The 15,444-nt window shown below is 40.5% G+C and carries 15 protein-coding genes and 1 tRNA gene; 10 read left to right on the forward strand and 6 right to left on the reverse strand.

What is annotated here, in order from left to right:
• Positions 1-14 precede the first annotated feature (14 nt).
• Positions 15-1,625, reverse strand: coding sequence for a CTP synthase (locus E0E36_RS21565; RefSeq protein WP_013666776.1), 1,611 nt, complete (start codon positions 1,623-1,625; stop codon positions 15-17).
• A gap of 432 nt (positions 1,626-2,057) precedes the next feature.
• On the opposite strand from E0E36_RS21565, the gene E0E36_RS21570 reads away from it, so the two are divergent.
• The 4 genes from E0E36_RS21570 to E0E36_RS21585 all read left to right on the forward strand — a co-directional run bounded on the left by E0E36_RS21570 (position 2,058) and on the right by E0E36_RS21585 (position 5,542).
• Complete coding sequence (locus E0E36_RS21570) at positions 2,058-3,320, forward strand: DEAD/DEAH box helicase (protein WP_013666775.1); 1,263 nt, start codon at positions 2,058-2,060, stop codon at positions 3,318-3,320.
• A 21-nt stretch (positions 3,321-3,341) separates the two neighbouring features.
• Positions 3,342-4,079 (forward strand): lysophospholipid acyltransferase family protein, encoded by a 738-nt coding sequence (locus E0E36_RS21575; protein ID WP_013666774.1) that lies wholly within the window; start codon positions 3,342-3,344, stop codon positions 4,077-4,079.
• 50 nt (positions 4,080-4,129) lie between these two features.
• Positions 4,130-4,885 (forward strand): ABC transporter ATP-binding protein, encoded by a 756-nt coding sequence (locus tag E0E36_RS21580; RefSeq protein ID WP_013666773.1) that lies wholly within the window; start codon positions 4,130-4,132, stop codon positions 4,883-4,885.
• Positions 4,886-4,996: 111 nt separating this feature from the next.
• The gene (locus E0E36_RS21585) at positions 4,997-5,542 is read left to right on the forward strand and encodes a cob(I)yrinic acid a,c-diamide adenosyltransferase (RefSeq protein ID WP_041388404.1); all 546 of its coding nucleotides are present in this window, start codon (positions 4,997-4,999) and stop codon (positions 5,540-5,542) included.
• A 104-nt stretch (positions 5,543-5,646) separates the two neighbouring features.
• Here E0E36_RS21585 and kdsB read toward each other — a convergent pair whose 3' ends face one another.
• The 3 genes from kdsB to trpS form a co-directional block, all read right to left on the reverse strand.
• Positions 5,647-6,381, reverse strand: coding sequence for a 3-deoxy-manno-octulosonate cytidylyltransferase (gene kdsB, locus E0E36_RS21590; RefSeq protein WP_013666771.1), 735 nt, complete (start codon positions 6,379-6,381; stop codon positions 5,647-5,649).
• Positions 6,382-6,474: 93 nt separating this feature from the next.
• The gene (locus E0E36_RS21595) at positions 6,475-7,089 is read right to left on the reverse strand and encodes a deoxynucleoside kinase (RefSeq protein ID WP_013666770.1); all 615 of its coding nucleotides are present in this window, start codon (positions 7,087-7,089) and stop codon (positions 6,475-6,477) included.
• A gap of 71 nt (positions 7,090-7,160) precedes the next feature.
• A complete protein-coding gene (gene trpS, locus E0E36_RS21600) occupies positions 7,161-8,156 on the reverse strand; it encodes a tryptophan--tRNA ligase (protein WP_013666769.1) in 996 nt (331 codons plus the stop codon).
• A 229-nt stretch (positions 8,157-8,385) separates the two neighbouring features.
• On the opposite strand from trpS, the gene E0E36_RS21605 reads away from it, so the two are divergent.
• Positions 8,386-8,601 (forward strand): DUF6965 family protein, encoded by a 216-nt coding sequence (locus tag E0E36_RS21605; RefSeq protein WP_013666768.1) that lies wholly within the window; start codon positions 8,386-8,388, stop codon positions 8,599-8,601.
• Positions 8,602-8,912: 311 nt separating this feature from the next.
• Complete coding sequence (locus tag E0E36_RS21610; RefSeq protein ID WP_165447045.1) at positions 8,913-10,067, forward strand: alginate lyase family protein; 1,155 nt, start codon at positions 8,913-8,915, stop codon at positions 10,065-10,067.
• Between the two features lie 237 nt (positions 10,068-10,304).
• Here the strand turns inward: E0E36_RS21610 and E0E36_RS21615 are convergent.
• Both E0E36_RS21615 and E0E36_RS21620 read right to left on the reverse strand, forming a co-directional pair.
• A tRNA-Arg gene (locus E0E36_RS21615) sits at positions 10,305-10,378 on the reverse strand.
• A 69-nt stretch (positions 10,379-10,447) separates the two neighbouring features.
• The gene (locus E0E36_RS21620; protein ID WP_130857723.1) at positions 10,448-10,801 is read right to left on the reverse strand and encodes a DUF488 domain-containing protein; all 354 of its coding nucleotides are present in this window, start codon (positions 10,799-10,801) and stop codon (positions 10,448-10,450) included.
• Positions 10,802-11,004: 203 nt separating this feature from the next.
• Between E0E36_RS21620 and E0E36_RS21625 the strand changes: the two genes are divergently transcribed.
• The 4 genes from E0E36_RS21625 to E0E36_RS21640 all read left to right on the forward strand — a co-directional run bounded on the left by E0E36_RS21625 (position 11,005) and on the right by E0E36_RS21640 (position 15,414).
• The gene (locus E0E36_RS21625; protein WP_013666712.1) at positions 11,005-11,961 is read left to right on the forward strand and encodes a formylglycine-generating enzyme family protein; all 957 of its coding nucleotides are present in this window, start codon (positions 11,005-11,007) and stop codon (positions 11,959-11,961) included.
• A 36-nt stretch (positions 11,962-11,997) separates the two neighbouring features.
• Positions 11,998-13,320: a Gfo/Idh/MocA family protein gene (locus E0E36_RS21630; RefSeq protein WP_013666711.1), complete on the forward strand. Its 1,323-nt coding sequence runs from the start codon at positions 11,998-12,000 to the stop codon at positions 13,318-13,320.
• 12 nt (positions 13,321-13,332) lie between these two features.
• The gene (locus E0E36_RS21635; RefSeq protein ID WP_130857724.1) at positions 13,333-14,382 is read left to right on the forward strand and encodes an FAD:protein FMN transferase; all 1,050 of its coding nucleotides are present in this window, start codon (positions 13,333-13,335) and stop codon (positions 14,380-14,382) included.
• A gap of 111 nt (positions 14,383-14,493) precedes the next feature.
• On the forward strand, positions 14,494-15,414 hold the full coding sequence (locus E0E36_RS21640) for a hydroxypyruvate isomerase family protein (protein WP_013666709.1): 921 nt from the start codon (positions 14,494-14,496) through the stop codon (positions 15,412-15,414).
• The last annotated feature ends 30 nt before the right edge of the window (positions 15,415-15,444 follow it).

Genomic DNA, 15,444 nt, shown 5'->3' on the forward strand with positions numbered 1-15,444 from the left:
TTTATTTCAAATTGTTACCGTTTCCCCGCTTTTATTAAAGAAGCGGCCACAAAGTTAACAAAAAGTGGGTGAGGATTTGCTACTGTAGACTTTAATTCCGGATGAAATTGTCCACCCACAAAAAATGGATGGTCTTTCAGTTCGATGATTTCCACCAAATTATTATCCGGATTGATACCCGATGCAATCATGCCCGCTTTTTCATACTGTTTTAGATAGTCATTGTTAAATTCATAACGATGTCTATGTCGCTCACTGATACGCTGCTTCCCATAAATGGCAGACGCTTTGGTACCTTTTTTTAGCTCACAGGGATAGGCCCCAAGACGCATAGTTCCTCCCATGTTTTTTATATTTTTTTGATCTTCCATTAAGTTAATAACCGGATGTTTGGTTTTTTTATCCATCTCATAACTATTGGCATCTTTCAATCCTAATACATTTCTTGCAAACTCGATCACCGCTACCTGCATGCCCAAGCAAATACCAAAAAACGGAATATTATTTTCCCGCACATATTTGATAGCAGCAATTTTGCCTTCCAAGCCACGCTCTCCAAAGCCGGGAGCCACCAATACGCCATCTAAGCCCTTTAATTTCTCTTCAACATTGTCGTTATTAACACTCTCTGCAGCTATGCTTCTTACCGTTACCTTACATTCGTTCTGAGCGCCTGCGTGGATAAAGGATTCATTGATTGATTTGTATGCATCCGGAAGCTCCACATATTTACCCACCAAACCTATTTTAACCTCTGCGGTTGGGTTTTTCACTCTTCCCAGAAAGGCCTTCCAGTTCTCTAAATCAGGTTCATTTTTATTGGAAAGCTTAAGTTTCGCCAGTACGGTTTTATCAAGCTGCTCTTTCAACATTAAAAGCGGAACATCATAAATCGATGAGGCGTCAGCCGATTCAATAACAGCATTAATGTTTACATTGCAGAACAAGGCAATTTTTTTCCGGATATCATGACCTATACGATGCTCGGTTCTACACACCAAAATATCAGGCTGTATACCATACTCCAATAGCATCTTAACCGAGTGTTGGGTTGGTTTTGTTTTGAGTTCGCCCGCAGCAGCAAGATAAGGCACAAGAGTCAAATGGATTACCAGCGAGTCATTGTTGCCTAGTTCCCAACGCAATTGCCTTACCGCTTCTATAAATGGCAACGATTCAATATCTCCTACGGTGCCTCCTAATTCGGTGATAACAATATCGTATTCTCCTGTCTCGCCCAGCAGACGCATCCGACGTTTAATTTCATCGGTGATATGAGGTACCACTTGAACCGTTTTACCAAGATAGTCGCCCGCACGCTCCCGTTCAATCACATGCTGGTAAATACGACCGGTTGTCACATTGTTAGCTTGTGATGTCGGTGTATTCAAAAATCGCTCATAGTGCCCTAGGTCAAGGTCGGTCTCCGCACCGTCTTCAGTCACATAACACTCGCCGTGTTCATAGGGATTCAAGGTACCTGGATCAATATTAATGTATGGATCAAATTTTTGAATAGTAACCCGGTATCCTCTCGCTTGAAGTAGTTTTGCTAATGAAGCTGAAATAATACCTTTACCTAAAGATGAAGTAACACCGCCCGTAACAAAGATGTATTTGGTCATGATATAAAAAATGGAAATTATTGCTGTTTATTTATGTAATGCAATTACAGCATGTTCTTGTACGGGGTACAAAAGTAGAATTTTTTTTGGTCTTTTTTGTCATATATTGATTAATTCTTAGCAAATATCGTAAGTAGTTGAGTTGTTGAATGGTTAAGTAAGGGAGTCGTTAATTAGCCGATGGGATGAATAGCCGATGTGATAATTAGCCAATGGGATGATTAGCCGATGGGACGATGGGCTTGTATACGTTTAAGCTTACTGCTTATAACTTGAGGCTTAATATAAAGCTGGTTGCCGATAGCTAAAAAGTGGCAGTTGCGGTGGCACAAGCTTAAAGCTTATAGCTTATAACCTATGGCCTAATACCTAAAGCCAATAGCTTATCAAAATAATTTACTATTTTTACGGTCATAATCAAAACGATACATTTTGGATTTTAGTGAATTTAATTTTGATGACAGGCTTTTAGAGGGGCTCATGAGTATGGGTTTCAAGATACCCACCCCCATCCAACAGCAAGCAATACCTGTCATCGCGGAGAAACATGATCTTATAGCCTGCGCACAAACCGGCACCGGAAAAACGGCGTCTTATTTATTACCTTTAATGGATGCCATTTGCAAAAATGACGATCGGCCATCAATAAGTGCGCTCATTTTAGCGCCGACGCGTGAGTTGGCTTTACAAATTGATCAGCAGATTCAAGGCCTGGCTTATTTTACGGGAATAACATCAATTGCCGTATACGGTGGAGGAGATGGTGTTGGTTATGAACAGCAACGGCGCTCATTAAAAGAAGGGGTAGATATCGTTATTGCTACCCCCGGGCGACTTATAGCTCATATGTCATCGAGCACTGTTCGGTTGGAAAAAATAGACTTCTTGATTTTGGACGAAGCGGATCGTATGCTGGACATGGGTTTCAAGGACGACATATTAAGGATTGTGAGGCAACTGCCGGAACAAAGACAAACGTTGCTATTTTCAGCAACCATGCCACAGAAGATACGCTTATTCGCAAAGGCCTTACTGAAAAATCCGCAACAAGTTAATATAGCCATTTCTCAACCTGCCGAAAAAATAAAACAACAATATTACAGAACCTTCGATGAACAGAAAGTAACGCTTCTAAAGCATATTTTATCTACCGATAGTTTTTATAGTATTATTATTTTCTGTAGCACGAAAGAAAATGTAAAGCTTCTAGAAAAAGAGTTATTTAAAAATGACCTGAAGGTCCGGTCTTTTCACTCAGACTTGCAGCAAGACGAACGCGAACAAATTTTACTTGATTTTAAAAACCGAAAATTAAATATATTGGTGGGCACCGATGTGCTTTCACGAGGAATTGATATCGAGGGAATCGATTTGGTCGTTAATTACGATGTGCCGGGTGATCCGGAAGACTATATTCATCGCATAGGTCGAACGGCCAGAGCAGAGCGAACAGGAACGGCTATTACTTTTGTTAATAACAGAGACTTCAGAAAGTTATTGTCTATTGAAAAAATGATGGACAGGACAATCGAAGAAGTTCAGCTTCCTGAATTTATCGGAGAAGGACCACAGATTATTCCTATCCAGAACAAAAAAAGGAAAAAGAAACGATCAAATTTCAAAAAGAGAAACGATAAATTTCGAAATAAGCGTACAGCAGTCGGAGGCGATAATGAAGATTCTAAAGCATCTTAAAATCTTGGCCTTATACGGTTTATGTTTAAAAGGTTATTAAAAAAAATACATTTAGGAATTTATATTTTTTGGGTTGTCTTTTTTTTTGTGCTGTTTTATCCGGTTTTATGGGCAGCGGCAAAAAATCAGCAAAAAAATTTCTCCTTGATAGGCCGTATTCGTAAACAAATCGCCTGGCTAAGTACGTTTCTAAGCGGATTCTATTTTAGGATCAAAATATCCGAAAATATGGATTGGAGCCGCCCATATATTATTTGTTCAAATCATACTTCCATTCTGGATATTTCGGCGTTAGCAATCCTCTGCAAGCAGGATATTCTATTTATGGGAAAGGCAGAACTGCTAGAGAACCCGATCACTCGTATGTTTTTCAAGACGATTGATATTCCGGTTGATAGAAATAGTAAGATATCTTCCTACAGAGCTTTTAAAGCAGCTCAACAAAAATTAGCAGAAGGTAAAAGCATTATCATTTTTCCCGAAGGGAAAATAGACGACACCTATCCCCCCGTCTTACAGCCATTTAAAAACGGGCCTTTTAGGTTGGCCATCGAAAATCAAGTTGCTGTACTTCCAATAGTTATTCATAATCTATGGAAACTTCTATGGGATGAAGGAGCTACGGGTAGCCGGCCCGGTCGTTGTTTGATAGAAGTACTGAAACCAATAGAAACGCAGGATTTTGGCGTTGATGATACTGACGCACTTAGAGATCATACACACGCCTTATTTAAGGCCCACTTAAATTCCGATATTTAGTGTAACAAAAGAATGCTTTCGAAGTCTCATCTATATATCATTAACAATTTATGTCATCACCGCTCATAGATATCAAAGAAATAGGAAGAAAATATGTCATTGGAGCCGAGACCATTCACGCACTAAAATCCGTAACCCTTCAAATTAATAAGGGCGAATTTGTTGCGCTCATGGGCCCTTCAGGCTCAGGCAAATCTACTTTGATGAATATCTTAGGCTGCTTGGACACGCCCACAAGGGGCGAATATGTCTTAAATGGTATAAAAGTAAGTGATATGACAGACGATGAACTGGCAGAAGTACGCAATAAAGAAATTGGATTTGTTTTTCAGACGTTCAATCTGCTGCCCCGTTCTACCTCATTGGACAATGTTGCACTTCCTTTAATATACGCTGGCCTAAGTAAAACAGAAAGAATTGAAAAAGCTCAGAAAGCGTTAGAAAGTGTAAATTTGGGAAACCGTGTGGATCATAAACCTAACGAATTGTCGGGCGGACAAAGGCAACGTGTAGCGATTGCCCGTGCTTTGATAAATGATCCTTCCATTATTCTCGCAGACGAACCGACTGGAAATCTCGACACAAAGACTTCCGTTGAAATTATGGGCTTATTGGAAGAAATTCACTCTAAAGGTAATACCATTGTCTTGGTAACCCACGAGGAAGATATCGCGCAACACGCCCATCGTATTGTCCGTATGAGAGATGGTCTGATAGAAGATGATTATCCAAATCCCGAAATTAAGAACGTATCTCCTCGCTTAGCAGCACTAAAGGAAAAGGGCTCTGATTTCGAAGGAATCTAACCGATTGCATTGCTTATTTTAATACGCCCGTCTCCTCTAAGTAAGTCTACTTGGAGTTTTCAGGCACGCGCAATGTATGATCATCAAAACAATGAACTTAACCAACGTAAAGTGAAAATATACACAAAAACCGGAGATACTGGATTGACCTCCCTGATAGGAGGTACCAGGGTACCAAAACATCACTTGAGAGTGGAATGTTATGGTACGATAGACGAACTGAACGCTTACATTGGCCTAATTCGGAGCTATGAAATAAGTAACGACTTGAAAGATGAACTATTAGAAATACAGTACTTGCTTTTTGCAATTGGAGCTTTACTCGCTGCGGATCCTGAAAAATCAAAAATGAAACTATACAATATTGCGAATGATGATGTTAAATTTTTGGAAAGGGCGATTGACCGCATGGACCATGAACTTAAACCATTAAAGAACTTTATACTTCCCGGAGGCAATACCGTCGTCTCACATGTACACGTTGCGCGCTGTATTTGCCGGAGAGCAGAACGTATTGTTGTTCATTTAGCCGCTTCATCTGAAGTATCGGGAAGTATTATTATCTATCTTAATCGTCTAAGCGACTATCTTTTTGTTTTAGCAAGGAAAATTGCCAAAGACAGCAATACGCAAGAAGTAATCTGGAATCCTCGTTAGCACTTTAAATTGATCTGATTCGGATTTAGATTTCCTATTACAGCCAAGGTTACGGGTTAGGGTAGTAGATCGTTATTTATAGTTTAATACACTGGATTCCTTCGTTATTTTAATTGTTTAACTTTATGCAGATCCTTCGGTTCGTCAATAGCTACTGTTTCGACCAGCGTTTCCGCTGTTTTAATACGATAACCATTTTCTATCCAGCGTAACTGCTCCAAGGATTCCGCCTTTTCCAGACTCGAAATCGGAAGTGCCGTTAAAAGCTTTAATATTTCGCAACGGTATCCATAAATACCAATATGCTTATAGAATTTATGATGATCAAGCCATTTTTCTGTCGGAACTCCTCTTAAAAAGGGTAAGGTCGCGCGACTAAAATAGATCGCTTCTCGATCCATATTTAGCAACACTTTAGGGCTGTTATTATTAAACAGCTCCTCATGGTCTCTTATTTCCTTCACAAGTGTCGCAATCTGCGTCTCCTTATCTTCAAAACAGCTCGCCAGCAAATCGATTTGGGCGGGATCTATATAAGGCTCGTCTCCCTGTATATTAATAGCAATATCGAAAGAATTCTCTTTAGCAATCACTTCTGCACAACGATCCGTTCCGCTTTGGTGCGAACTTGCCGTTAAGATTACATTACCGCCGAAGTTTTGCACATGATGAGCGATCCGCTCGTCATCCGTTGCTACCACCACACGTTTGAGGGAAGAAGCCTTAAGCGCCTGTTCATAGACCCGCCGGATCATACTTTTTCCGTTAATATCTATTAATGGCTTGCCTGGAAACCGTGTCGACGCATAACGCGCGGGAATAATACCTATAATGTTCATTTTCTATAGTATCAAGTAGTAAGATAAAAGTAACCAGACTCGATGCACAAACATTCATTGTCTTGCATCTTATGTCTTTATATCTTGCATCTGTTAGAACAATCCATTGAGATTCTTTTCAATTTCCTGGATAACAAAACCAAGATCCTCCGGATTATTCGCAAAATCCAACTTATCCTTATCCAGAATAAGCAGCTTGCCTTCCTTATAACCACTGATCCATTTTTGGTATTTGTCATTCAGCTTAGAAAGGTAATCCAAGCGAATGCCTGCTTCATAGTCACGACCCCTAAGCTGTATATTATCAACTAAGGTGGGGACTGAAGCCTTTAGGTAAATCAATAAATCAGGAGCCTTAATAAAAGAAACGATACTCTCGAATATATTACTATAGTTTTGAAAATCGCGCGTGGTCATTAATCCCATGTCATGCAAGTTCTCGGCAAAAATATAAGCATCTTCATAAATAGTACGGTCTTGAATAATGTTAGCGTTTCTTTTTTGCAGTTCAACAATATGGCGAAAGCGACTATTGAGAAAAAAGATTTGAAGATTAAAAGACCAGCGTTTCATGTCACTATAAAAATCCTCTAGATAAGGGTTGTCTTCGACCTCTTCAAATTGCGGCTCCCAACCCAAGTGTTTAGCTAACAAACCGGTCAAAGTTGTTTTGCCTGCGCCTATATTTCCTACAATCGCTATATGCATTTTTTGTTATTCGTTACAAGTTATTTGTTATTCGTTGCTTTATCTACCAACCTCTTTATGCTCTTGTCTTCTTAAAACTCTTTAAATCCAATGATTTCCCTTACATCCTTGATGGTTCTTTTAGCACTTTCCCTCGCTTTTTCCGCACCCATAGCGACAACTCTTCGAATATACGCTGTATCAGCTTCTATCTCTTCAATTCGTGAGCGCATGGGTTCCGTAGCTATTACCATGTCTTCTGCCAACTGTTTCTTAAAATCTCCGTATCGTATCTGGCATTTGTTATAGAGGTCGTCAAAATGCGCAACTGTATCAGCAGATGAAACAACTTTCATTAAGTCAAATAAATTCTGTATTTCTACGGGCTTTACTTGATTTTCCTCCGTTGGACCGCTATCGGTGACGGCACGCATGACTTTCTTACGAATCGCCTCCGGCTTATCTGATAAATAGATGCAATTAGCATCTCCTTCTGATTTACCCATTTTTCCTTTACCATCCAAACCGGGTATTTTCACCAAATTATGACTATAGCTAAAAGCAAAAGCCTCCGGAAAATAATCATGCTTGTACATTCTGTTAAAACGATTCCCAAAGGTACGCGTCATTTCCAAATGCTGTTCCTGATCCTTTCCAACCGGTACCTTGGTGGCTTTATGCAATAGAATGTCGGCCGCCATCAAGACAGGATAGGTGAGTAATCCCGCATTAACGTTATCCGGATTGGCGCGCACTTTATCCTTGAAAGAGGTAGCTCGTTCCAATTCACCCAAGTACGCGTTCATATTTAAATAGAGATATAATTCAATAACTTCCGGTACGTCCGACTGAACATAAATGGTGGCCTTCTCAGGATCGATACCCGCTGCCAAATATTCTACAACAACCTGTTTCACATTGCCATGTAAGTTATCGGGAGTAGGATGGGTTGTTAATGAGTGTAAATCAGCAATAAAGAAAAAGCAGTTGTATTCTTCCTGCATTTTGATAAAGTTCTTAATTGCGCCATAGTAATTTCCTAAGTGTAATTTTCCGGTGCTCCGGATTCCACTGACAACTGTTTCCATATAGGGGCGAAAATAAAGAATTCTTCCTATATTTTATCTATAAAAGTAAAACCATCCATTGAGATCGGACTTGTCGAAATCGAAGTTTTCATTGCAAATTAACGGGGACTAATACCGTTTAAAGGGAACTCGTTATACAGGAAAATCCATTTAATTTTCTTCGATTTCTTCGTAAAAGGAGAGAAGGTGAATATTTTTACTACTTTTGGCTGTTTTTTGAAGATCCCTTATGACACCGCAAGAGCTTAAAGAATATTTTGACAGCAATCCGCCACCCTTTGAAGTAGAATGGAAACCGTGGGCGAAGGTTATTAATACAAAAAAATTTTTAGAAGCTTGCTATACTGCTATTAGTGTTTACAAGGGCAATTACCAAAACTGTCCTGATTACTGGCACTTGTTGGAATTTTACAATCATATAATCGGCCAAAAAGCCGATAATTAGCACTATCGGCCTTTTGGCCGATTATTACTTCTTTGGAGGGCAATAAAAGATTATATATATTAGCAATAATTACCTTCTTTCGTTTTATTCTGACAAGAAATCATACGGTGAACTACATCCATAAGATGACCAAGGGTAAAGCTCCTTGGTCAATTATTCAAATTTGACAACACTGTTTGCTGTATGCCATCTCCCTATGGTGGAAGAAGAAATAGGAATTACCTTTAAAGAGCGCAATGTATCTACTTAGAAAATTACTAATATACACTCTTTGCATCCTCTGCCATATCCCTGCTTTTAGCCAGGAGGTTATGAATATTAAAAAAATAGCAGACGAGGCACTTGAACAATCGAAGGTGGCCTCTTTAAAGCGGCTTATAGCGGATGCGGATCTGACGCTAAAAGTTCAGGCCTTGTCGGTGACAGATAATCCACCCATGCCAGCCAGCAAAGATATACATGATTATTACAGTTGGTCGCCGTACAGTTGGCCTAATCCGAACGCTAAAGATAGTTTATCGTATATCACCAAAGATGGAGAGACAAACCCCGAAACCGAAAAAGTGTCTGATAAACCATTGCTTCGCAAAATGTCGGTCTCAGTTCATACATTGGCACTTGCTTATCATTTTACAAAAGATAAAAGATATGCACAAAAATCCGCTGAATTGATTAGGACGTGGTTCTTAAATCCTAAAACCAAAATGAATCCCAACTTGAATTTTGGTCAGTGTAAACCAGGTGTAGAAGTGGGCACGCCCACAGGCATTATTGATTCGAGATGGTTCATACTGGTGATTGATGCTCAAGAGATGCTTCAAGGAGCTGATGTGTTCCAAGAAGCAGAAAGAAGGGAACTGAAAGTATGGTTCAATACCTTTTTGAATTGGCTGTTAACCAGTGAAATTGGAAAAGAGGAAAGGAAGAAGAAAAACAATCACGGAACTTGGTATGCTGCCCAAACGGCTTATTATGCTTTATATACCGGCGATAACCAACTAGCGACAAAAATAGTTAGCGATAGCAAAAAGTTTTTTGACACCCAGATCGATTCAATGGGTCGGCAGATATACGAACTGAACCGCACTAAATCCTACGATTACAGTTTGTATAATGTGCATGCGTTGATAACCTTGGCAAAGGTCGGTAGTAAAGTTGGCATTGACTTATGGCATTACAATACGGACAATGGAAATTCTAAAAATATATTAGAATCCATTAAATACCTTGCAGGCTTTGTCGAGCCTGGTTCGATATGGCCGTTTAAACAAATTACCGATAAAGCTATTAGCCTGGATGTTGATGATGGCGGTCATTTTTCCGTCTATTATCCTTATGATCTATACAGCGCGCTATTATCTTATTATCACGTGTATAAAGATGCATCGCTGCTGCATTTATTAAGGAAATTAAGTGAGGGGGTAGCGAAAGAAAATCGGGCAAATCTTTTAGTTTTCAGGAAATAACACATAGACGAAAATCTCCAACTTCAGGCGGTGTGTAGTCTATAATCTTTCTGTCCGCATCCCTGCTAAATGAAAAAAGTCTCAGTTTTCACTGAGACCTTATGTACCCCGGAAGGGATTGTCGGCGTCCCTGTTGGCCCGCACTCGACCCGCCGAGAAAGTGTTCGAACCCGACCGACCCTTCTGTTCGCATCCCTTTTAAATGACAAAAGTCTCAGTTTTCACTGAGACCTTATGTACCCCGGAAGGGATTCGAACCCCTGACCCACGGTTTAGAAAACCGTTGCTCTATCCAACTGAGCTACCGAGGCATGCTCCCTAAAAGCGATGCAAAGCTAATAAAATCTTTTATTTCCTACACATTTTAGACAAATATTTTTTCAAAAATAGGCCTCTAAATATTCCTTTAAGGCTTTTGCATTGTTATGTTCTTTATTATGAGCAGCATAAAGCAAGGTAATCACTTCATGCTTCTTTAACTCGTTAATGATTTCTTTTGATTCACTATTGCCACTGATCTCTCGATAATAATCTCTTTTAAATTCATCCCAACTTTCCGCATCTTGATGATAACGTTTCCTCAAGTCCGTTGAAGGTGCTAAATTTTTCAACCATTCATCAATTTGCGCACGTTCTTTTTTAATACCTCGTGGCCATAGCCGATCAACCAAAATCCGATAACCATCCGATTTATCGGGTTCATCATAAATGCGTTTTATTTTAAAGCTGGGCATATCCTTTATATTTTCGAATCAACTTATTAACAGTTATTCGGTCGCATTGTGTTGAACCTAACCTACACAACCGATTGCATGTAACCGAAAGTGTTCAGCATACACAATTATTTCATATAACTCTTGTATATCTTCCAAAATATGACTTATTTAGTGGACTAATCAATGCAAAACTAATTAAGCAGAGCCAATTAAAACAACAAATGAATAGAAAACTTGCCATTTTATCCATTCTAACATTCACAAGTTTCACTCTTTCCGCCCAAGAAGTAGCAGACTATACGCAAGCCATCAACGGAACCAAACTTAGCTTTCCGATGAAGGCCATTCCGAAAGGAGATTTTAAAATGGGAAGCGAAAATGGAAATCCTGATGAAAAGCCTGTTCACGAAGTATCCTTAGATGCCTTTTGGATAGGTGTTTACGAGGTTACTTGGGATCTTTTCGAACCTTTCCTTTATAAGGATTACGAAGTGACCCAAAGCATAGATGGAAAAGTTCCGGCCAATGTAGATGCCGTTACCCGTCCTACAAAACCTTACTTAGACATGACTTTTGGCATGGGTAAAGAGGGACATCCGGCAATCGCCATGACCCACTATAATGCCATACAATTTTGTAAATGGCTCTATGAACGAACCGGGGTATTCTATCGACTACCTACTGAAGCAGAGTGGGAGTATGCTTGCAGGGCCGGTAGTACAGGAAGCTATACTTTTGGAGATGACGCGAGCAAGCTGAGCGAATATGCATGGTTTACGGACAACAGCAATGGAACGACACATAAGGTAGGAGAGAAGAAGCCAAATGCATGGGGATTATATGATATGCATGGCAATGTATCGGAATGGACCTACGATCAATATGATGAGCAGTTCTATGCGTCGTCACCGGCTAAAAACCCGGTAAATAAACCAACTAAGTTATATCCCCACAGCGTACGTGGCGGCGCCTACGACGACGAAGCGGCTGCATTGCGCTCGGCAGCTCGCTTTGCTTCCGATCCGGCCTGGAAACAATTGGATCCACAGATACCAAAAAGCAATTGGTGGTTTCCGGAAGCACCTTTTGTCGGTTTTCGCTTGGTACGACCCGCTGTCCAGCCTGCTAAAGCCGAAATTGAAGCTTACTACAACCAAGCGCCTATACCAGATAAATAATCAATTAACAGATATAATAACAAACAATAAACCGAAATGAATAAATTAAATCTTCATCAACAGCGCCGGGATTTCTTAAAAACCTCCGCAGTCATTGCCGGCAGCACGATGTTAAGTAGCATTCCCTTCATGGGACATTCTTCCGTAAATGATACCATTAAGATTGCGTTGGTTGGATGTGGAGGACGAGGCACAGGAGCAGCCTCTCAGGCACTTTCAACCAAATTCAACATTCAACTTGTCGCTATGGCCGATGCATTTAGGGATCAACTGGATAACAGTTTCAAAGATCTTTCAGAAAAGTTCAAAGAAAAGGTCAATGTACCGGAAGATCATAAATTCGTCGGTTTTGATGCATATGCTAAGGCCATTGCCTTGGCGGATGTTGTTATCCTTGCTACTTCACCTGGCTTTAGGCCGACTCATTTCGAAGAAGCCATCAGACAGGGAAAACACGTATTTATGGAAAAACCGGTAGCCGTCGACGCACCTGGTGTGAGGAAAGTACTGGCAGCTGCTGAAGAAGCAAAGAAGAAAAAACTAAATGTCGTTGTCGGTCTACAACGCCGCTATCAAAAAAATTATAGAGAGGCAATTAAACGTATACATGCCGGTGAAATAGGCGACATTGTAGGCGGCCAGGTTTACTGGAATAGTGGAGGGGTGTGGGTACGACCGCGCAAGCCGGAACAAACTGAAATGGAATATCAAATGCGTAACTGGTTTTATTTTAACTGGCTCTGCGGCGATCATATAGTAGAACAGCATGTTCACAATATCGATATTGCGAACTGGGTTAAAGGTTCTTATCCTGTATCTATTCAGGGTACAGGAAGCCGGGCTTGGCGTACCGGAAAAGAATACGGTGAAATTTATGATAATCATTCGATTGAACTTACTTATGCTGATGGTTCGGTTATTTACAGTCAATGCCGGCATTTCGAAGGAACGCAGAACCGAGTAGATGAAACTTTCTTTGGTACGAAAGGAAAGGCCTATTTATCAGCGGGAAACACAGGTAAACTGTGGGATCATCAAGGCAACTTATTGTTTAATCACCCAACAAAAGGCCAGGCAAATCCCTATCAAACAGAACACGATGAGTTGTTCGAAACGATCAGTAAAGGGGAGTATAAGCATTGGGATGCGGAATATGGCGCTAAAAGCACCCTTACCGGCATTATTGGGCGTTATGCTACTTATTCCGGTCAAGTAATAAAATGGGACGATGCATTAAACGCCAACAATTCCCTCATGCCCGAAACGCTAGCTTGGGATGCTAAGCCAAAAATATTACCAGATGAAAATGGCCTTTATCCTGTAGCTCAACCGGGGTTATTTCACTGGGAAAAAGCATAACATAGGCATCTTATGAGCAAAACAAGCACGACTAATACTTGGCAAAAGCTTTCTTTTTCCCTGTTTATGCTATGCTTGTTTTGCTCTTTCTCCGAACCTTCCCTCGAAGAAGATAAACATCGGATAACGGGCTATGCTCAAGGTACTAGCTATCAAATCACGTACTACAGTCCTTTACCTAGTATTCGAAAAGAAAGTATTGATAGCCTACTGGCAGGCATTGATAGCTCCATGTCGATCTACAAACCTTACTCGCTGATTAGCCAATTTAACAACAGTGAAAAAGGGATATCCATTGACGCTGATTTTCGCAAGGTTATCGAAAAATCACTACAAATAGCTCAGGAAACCGAGGGTTTATTTGACGTTACCGTAGGCCCGCTAGTAGAAGCCTGGGGTTTTGGCCATGAGGCAATAACGCATTACCCCGATAGCTTGGAAATTGCCGCTATTAAAAAGTGCATTGGTTATACTAAATTAAAATTGAAAGGAAATTTCCTCCATAAGGCAAGGCCCTGTGTTAAGATAGATGTGAATGGCATTGCCCAAGGATATAGTGTCGACAAAGTGGCAAATTATCTGGTAGAAAAAGGAATAAAATCATTTATTGTCGAAATAGGGGGAGAACTGCGTATTCATGGCAAAAAGAAAGATGGTAGTGCTATGAAAATTGGCATCGAAGGTCCTGCCGAAAATAACGATGAACCGATTATTCGACATGTCGTAGCACTAAGTCAAGGCGCCATCACCACCTCGGGGAACTATCGAAAGTTCAAACAAAACGGATCCAAAAAAATTTCGCATCTTATTGATCCGCGTACGGGCTTTCCACTGGATAACGAACTAATAAGTGTTACGCTTTATGCAGAGGATGCAATAACCGCTGATGGCTATGATAATGCGGTAATGGCGATGAGTTTAACAGATGCTCTTAATTTTGTAACAAAACGCCCTTCACTTGAGGCGTATATTATTTATCATGATCAGCAAGGAAATGTGCGGGACACCATGACCAATGGATTTAAGCAATTTTTGGTAGAGGAAGATAAAGGATATAGATAGAAGACATAAGACACAGGATTAACTATAGACATAGGAAAAAGATCTAAGAACAAAACAAGGGAGAAGGACATCATGCTTGATACCTGATACCCGATACTTGATACAAAAAAGATGAAAAGAAGCGAATTTTTACAGAAAGGATTAATGGCTACAGGCGCACTGGTTGCCGGTAGTTCGCTAACAAGCAACGCGTCCACGCAAACGGTTAACAAAGCCGCAAAAACCTTCAATCTAAATTATGGACCACACGATGGTATGTTTAAGAATCTGGCAGGCAATAATTTTTTAGATCAGATTCAGTTTATGTACGATCAAGGCTTTCGGGGTATTGAAGACAATGGTATGTCGGGTAGATCGCCGCAGGAACAGGAAAAAATAGGTAATTTATTAGCAAAGTTGGGCATGGCAATGGGAGTATTCGTCTTAAATAAGGGCGGAAACGGTGCAAACACCTTGGCTGCAGGAAAAAAAGACCACATCGACATCTTCTTAAAGGGTTGTCATGAAGCGGTGGAGATATCAAAAAGATGCGGCGGCAAGTTTACTACTGTTGTGCCGGGCGATTTTGCAAGAAATCTATCACTGGATATGCAAACAGCACACGTTATCGACGCGCTACGGAAGGGCGCAGAAATACTTGAACCGCATGGCATCGTCATGGTGCTGGAACCCTTGAGCGATACACCCGACTTATTTTTGCGTACTTCCAACCAAACCTATCTTATTTGTCGTGCGGTAAATAGCCCATCTTGTAAAATACTGTATGATATATATCACATGCAACGGAATGAAGGCGATTTAATAGCGAACATGGAACGCACCTGGAGCGAAATTGCTTATATACAAACGGGAGATAACCCCGGCAGAAAAGAGCCAACCACGGGCGAAATCAACTATAAAAACATATTCAAATACCTTTACGAGAAGGGTTATAAAGGTGTTGTCGGAATGGAACATGGTGTCTCCGGCAGCGGCAAGGACGGCGAACAACGGTTAATTGAAGCCTATCGCGAAGTTGACGCGTTTATGTAAATAAAATGGGGCACTGAATCAGTGCCCCAT

The sequence above is a fragment of the Olivibacter jilunii genome (assembly GCF_900607235.1).
Lineage (GTDB): Bacteria > Bacteroidota > Bacteroidia > Sphingobacteriales > Sphingobacteriaceae > Olivibacter > Olivibacter oleidegradans.

Bases quoted from the DNA above. Each gene is read 5' to 3' on its own strand.
- E0E36_RS21565 (WP_013666776.1), bottom strand. From the start codon at position 1,625: ATGACCAAATACATCTTTGTTACGGGCGGTGTTACTTCATCTTTAGGT.
- E0E36_RS21575 (WP_013666774.1), top strand. From the start codon at position 3,342: ATGTTTAAAAGGTTATTAAAAAAAATACATTTAGGAATTTATATTTTT.
- E0E36_RS21580 (WP_013666773.1), top strand. From the start codon at position 4,130: ATGTCATCACCGCTCATAGATATCAAAGAAATAGGAAGAAAATATGTC.
- kdsB (WP_013666771.1), bottom strand. From the start codon at position 6,381: ATGAACATTATAGGTATTATTCCCGCGCGTTATGCGTCGACACGGTTT.
- E0E36_RS21595 (WP_013666770.1), bottom strand. From the start codon at position 7,089: ATGCATATAGCGATTGTAGGAAATATAGGCGCAGGCAAAACAACTTTG.
- trpS (WP_013666769.1), bottom strand. From the start codon at position 8,156: ATGGAAACAGTTGTCAGTGGAATCCGGAGCACCGGAAAATTACACTTA.
- E0E36_RS21605 (WP_013666768.1), top strand. From the start codon at position 8,386: ATGACACCGCAAGAGCTTAAAGAATATTTTGACAGCAATCCGCCACCC.
- E0E36_RS21610 (WP_165447045.1), top strand. From the start codon at position 8,913: ATGAATATTAAAAAAATAGCAGACGAGGCACTTGAACAATCGAAGGTG.
- E0E36_RS21620 (WP_130857723.1), bottom strand. From the start codon at position 10,801: ATGCCCAGCTTTAAAATAAAACGCATTTATGATGAACCCGATAAATCG.
- E0E36_RS21625 (WP_013666712.1), top strand. From the start codon at position 11,005: ATGAATAGAAAACTTGCCATTTTATCCATTCTAACATTCACAAGTTTC.
- E0E36_RS21630 (WP_013666711.1), top strand. From the start codon at position 11,998: ATGAATAAATTAAATCTTCATCAACAGCGCCGGGATTTCTTAAAAACC.
- E0E36_RS21635 (WP_130857724.1), top strand. From the start codon at position 13,333: ATGAGCAAAACAAGCACGACTAATACTTGGCAAAAGCTTTCTTTTTCC.
- E0E36_RS21640 (WP_013666709.1), top strand. From the start codon at position 14,494: ATGAAAAGAAGCGAATTTTTACAGAAAGGATTAATGGCTACAGGCGCA.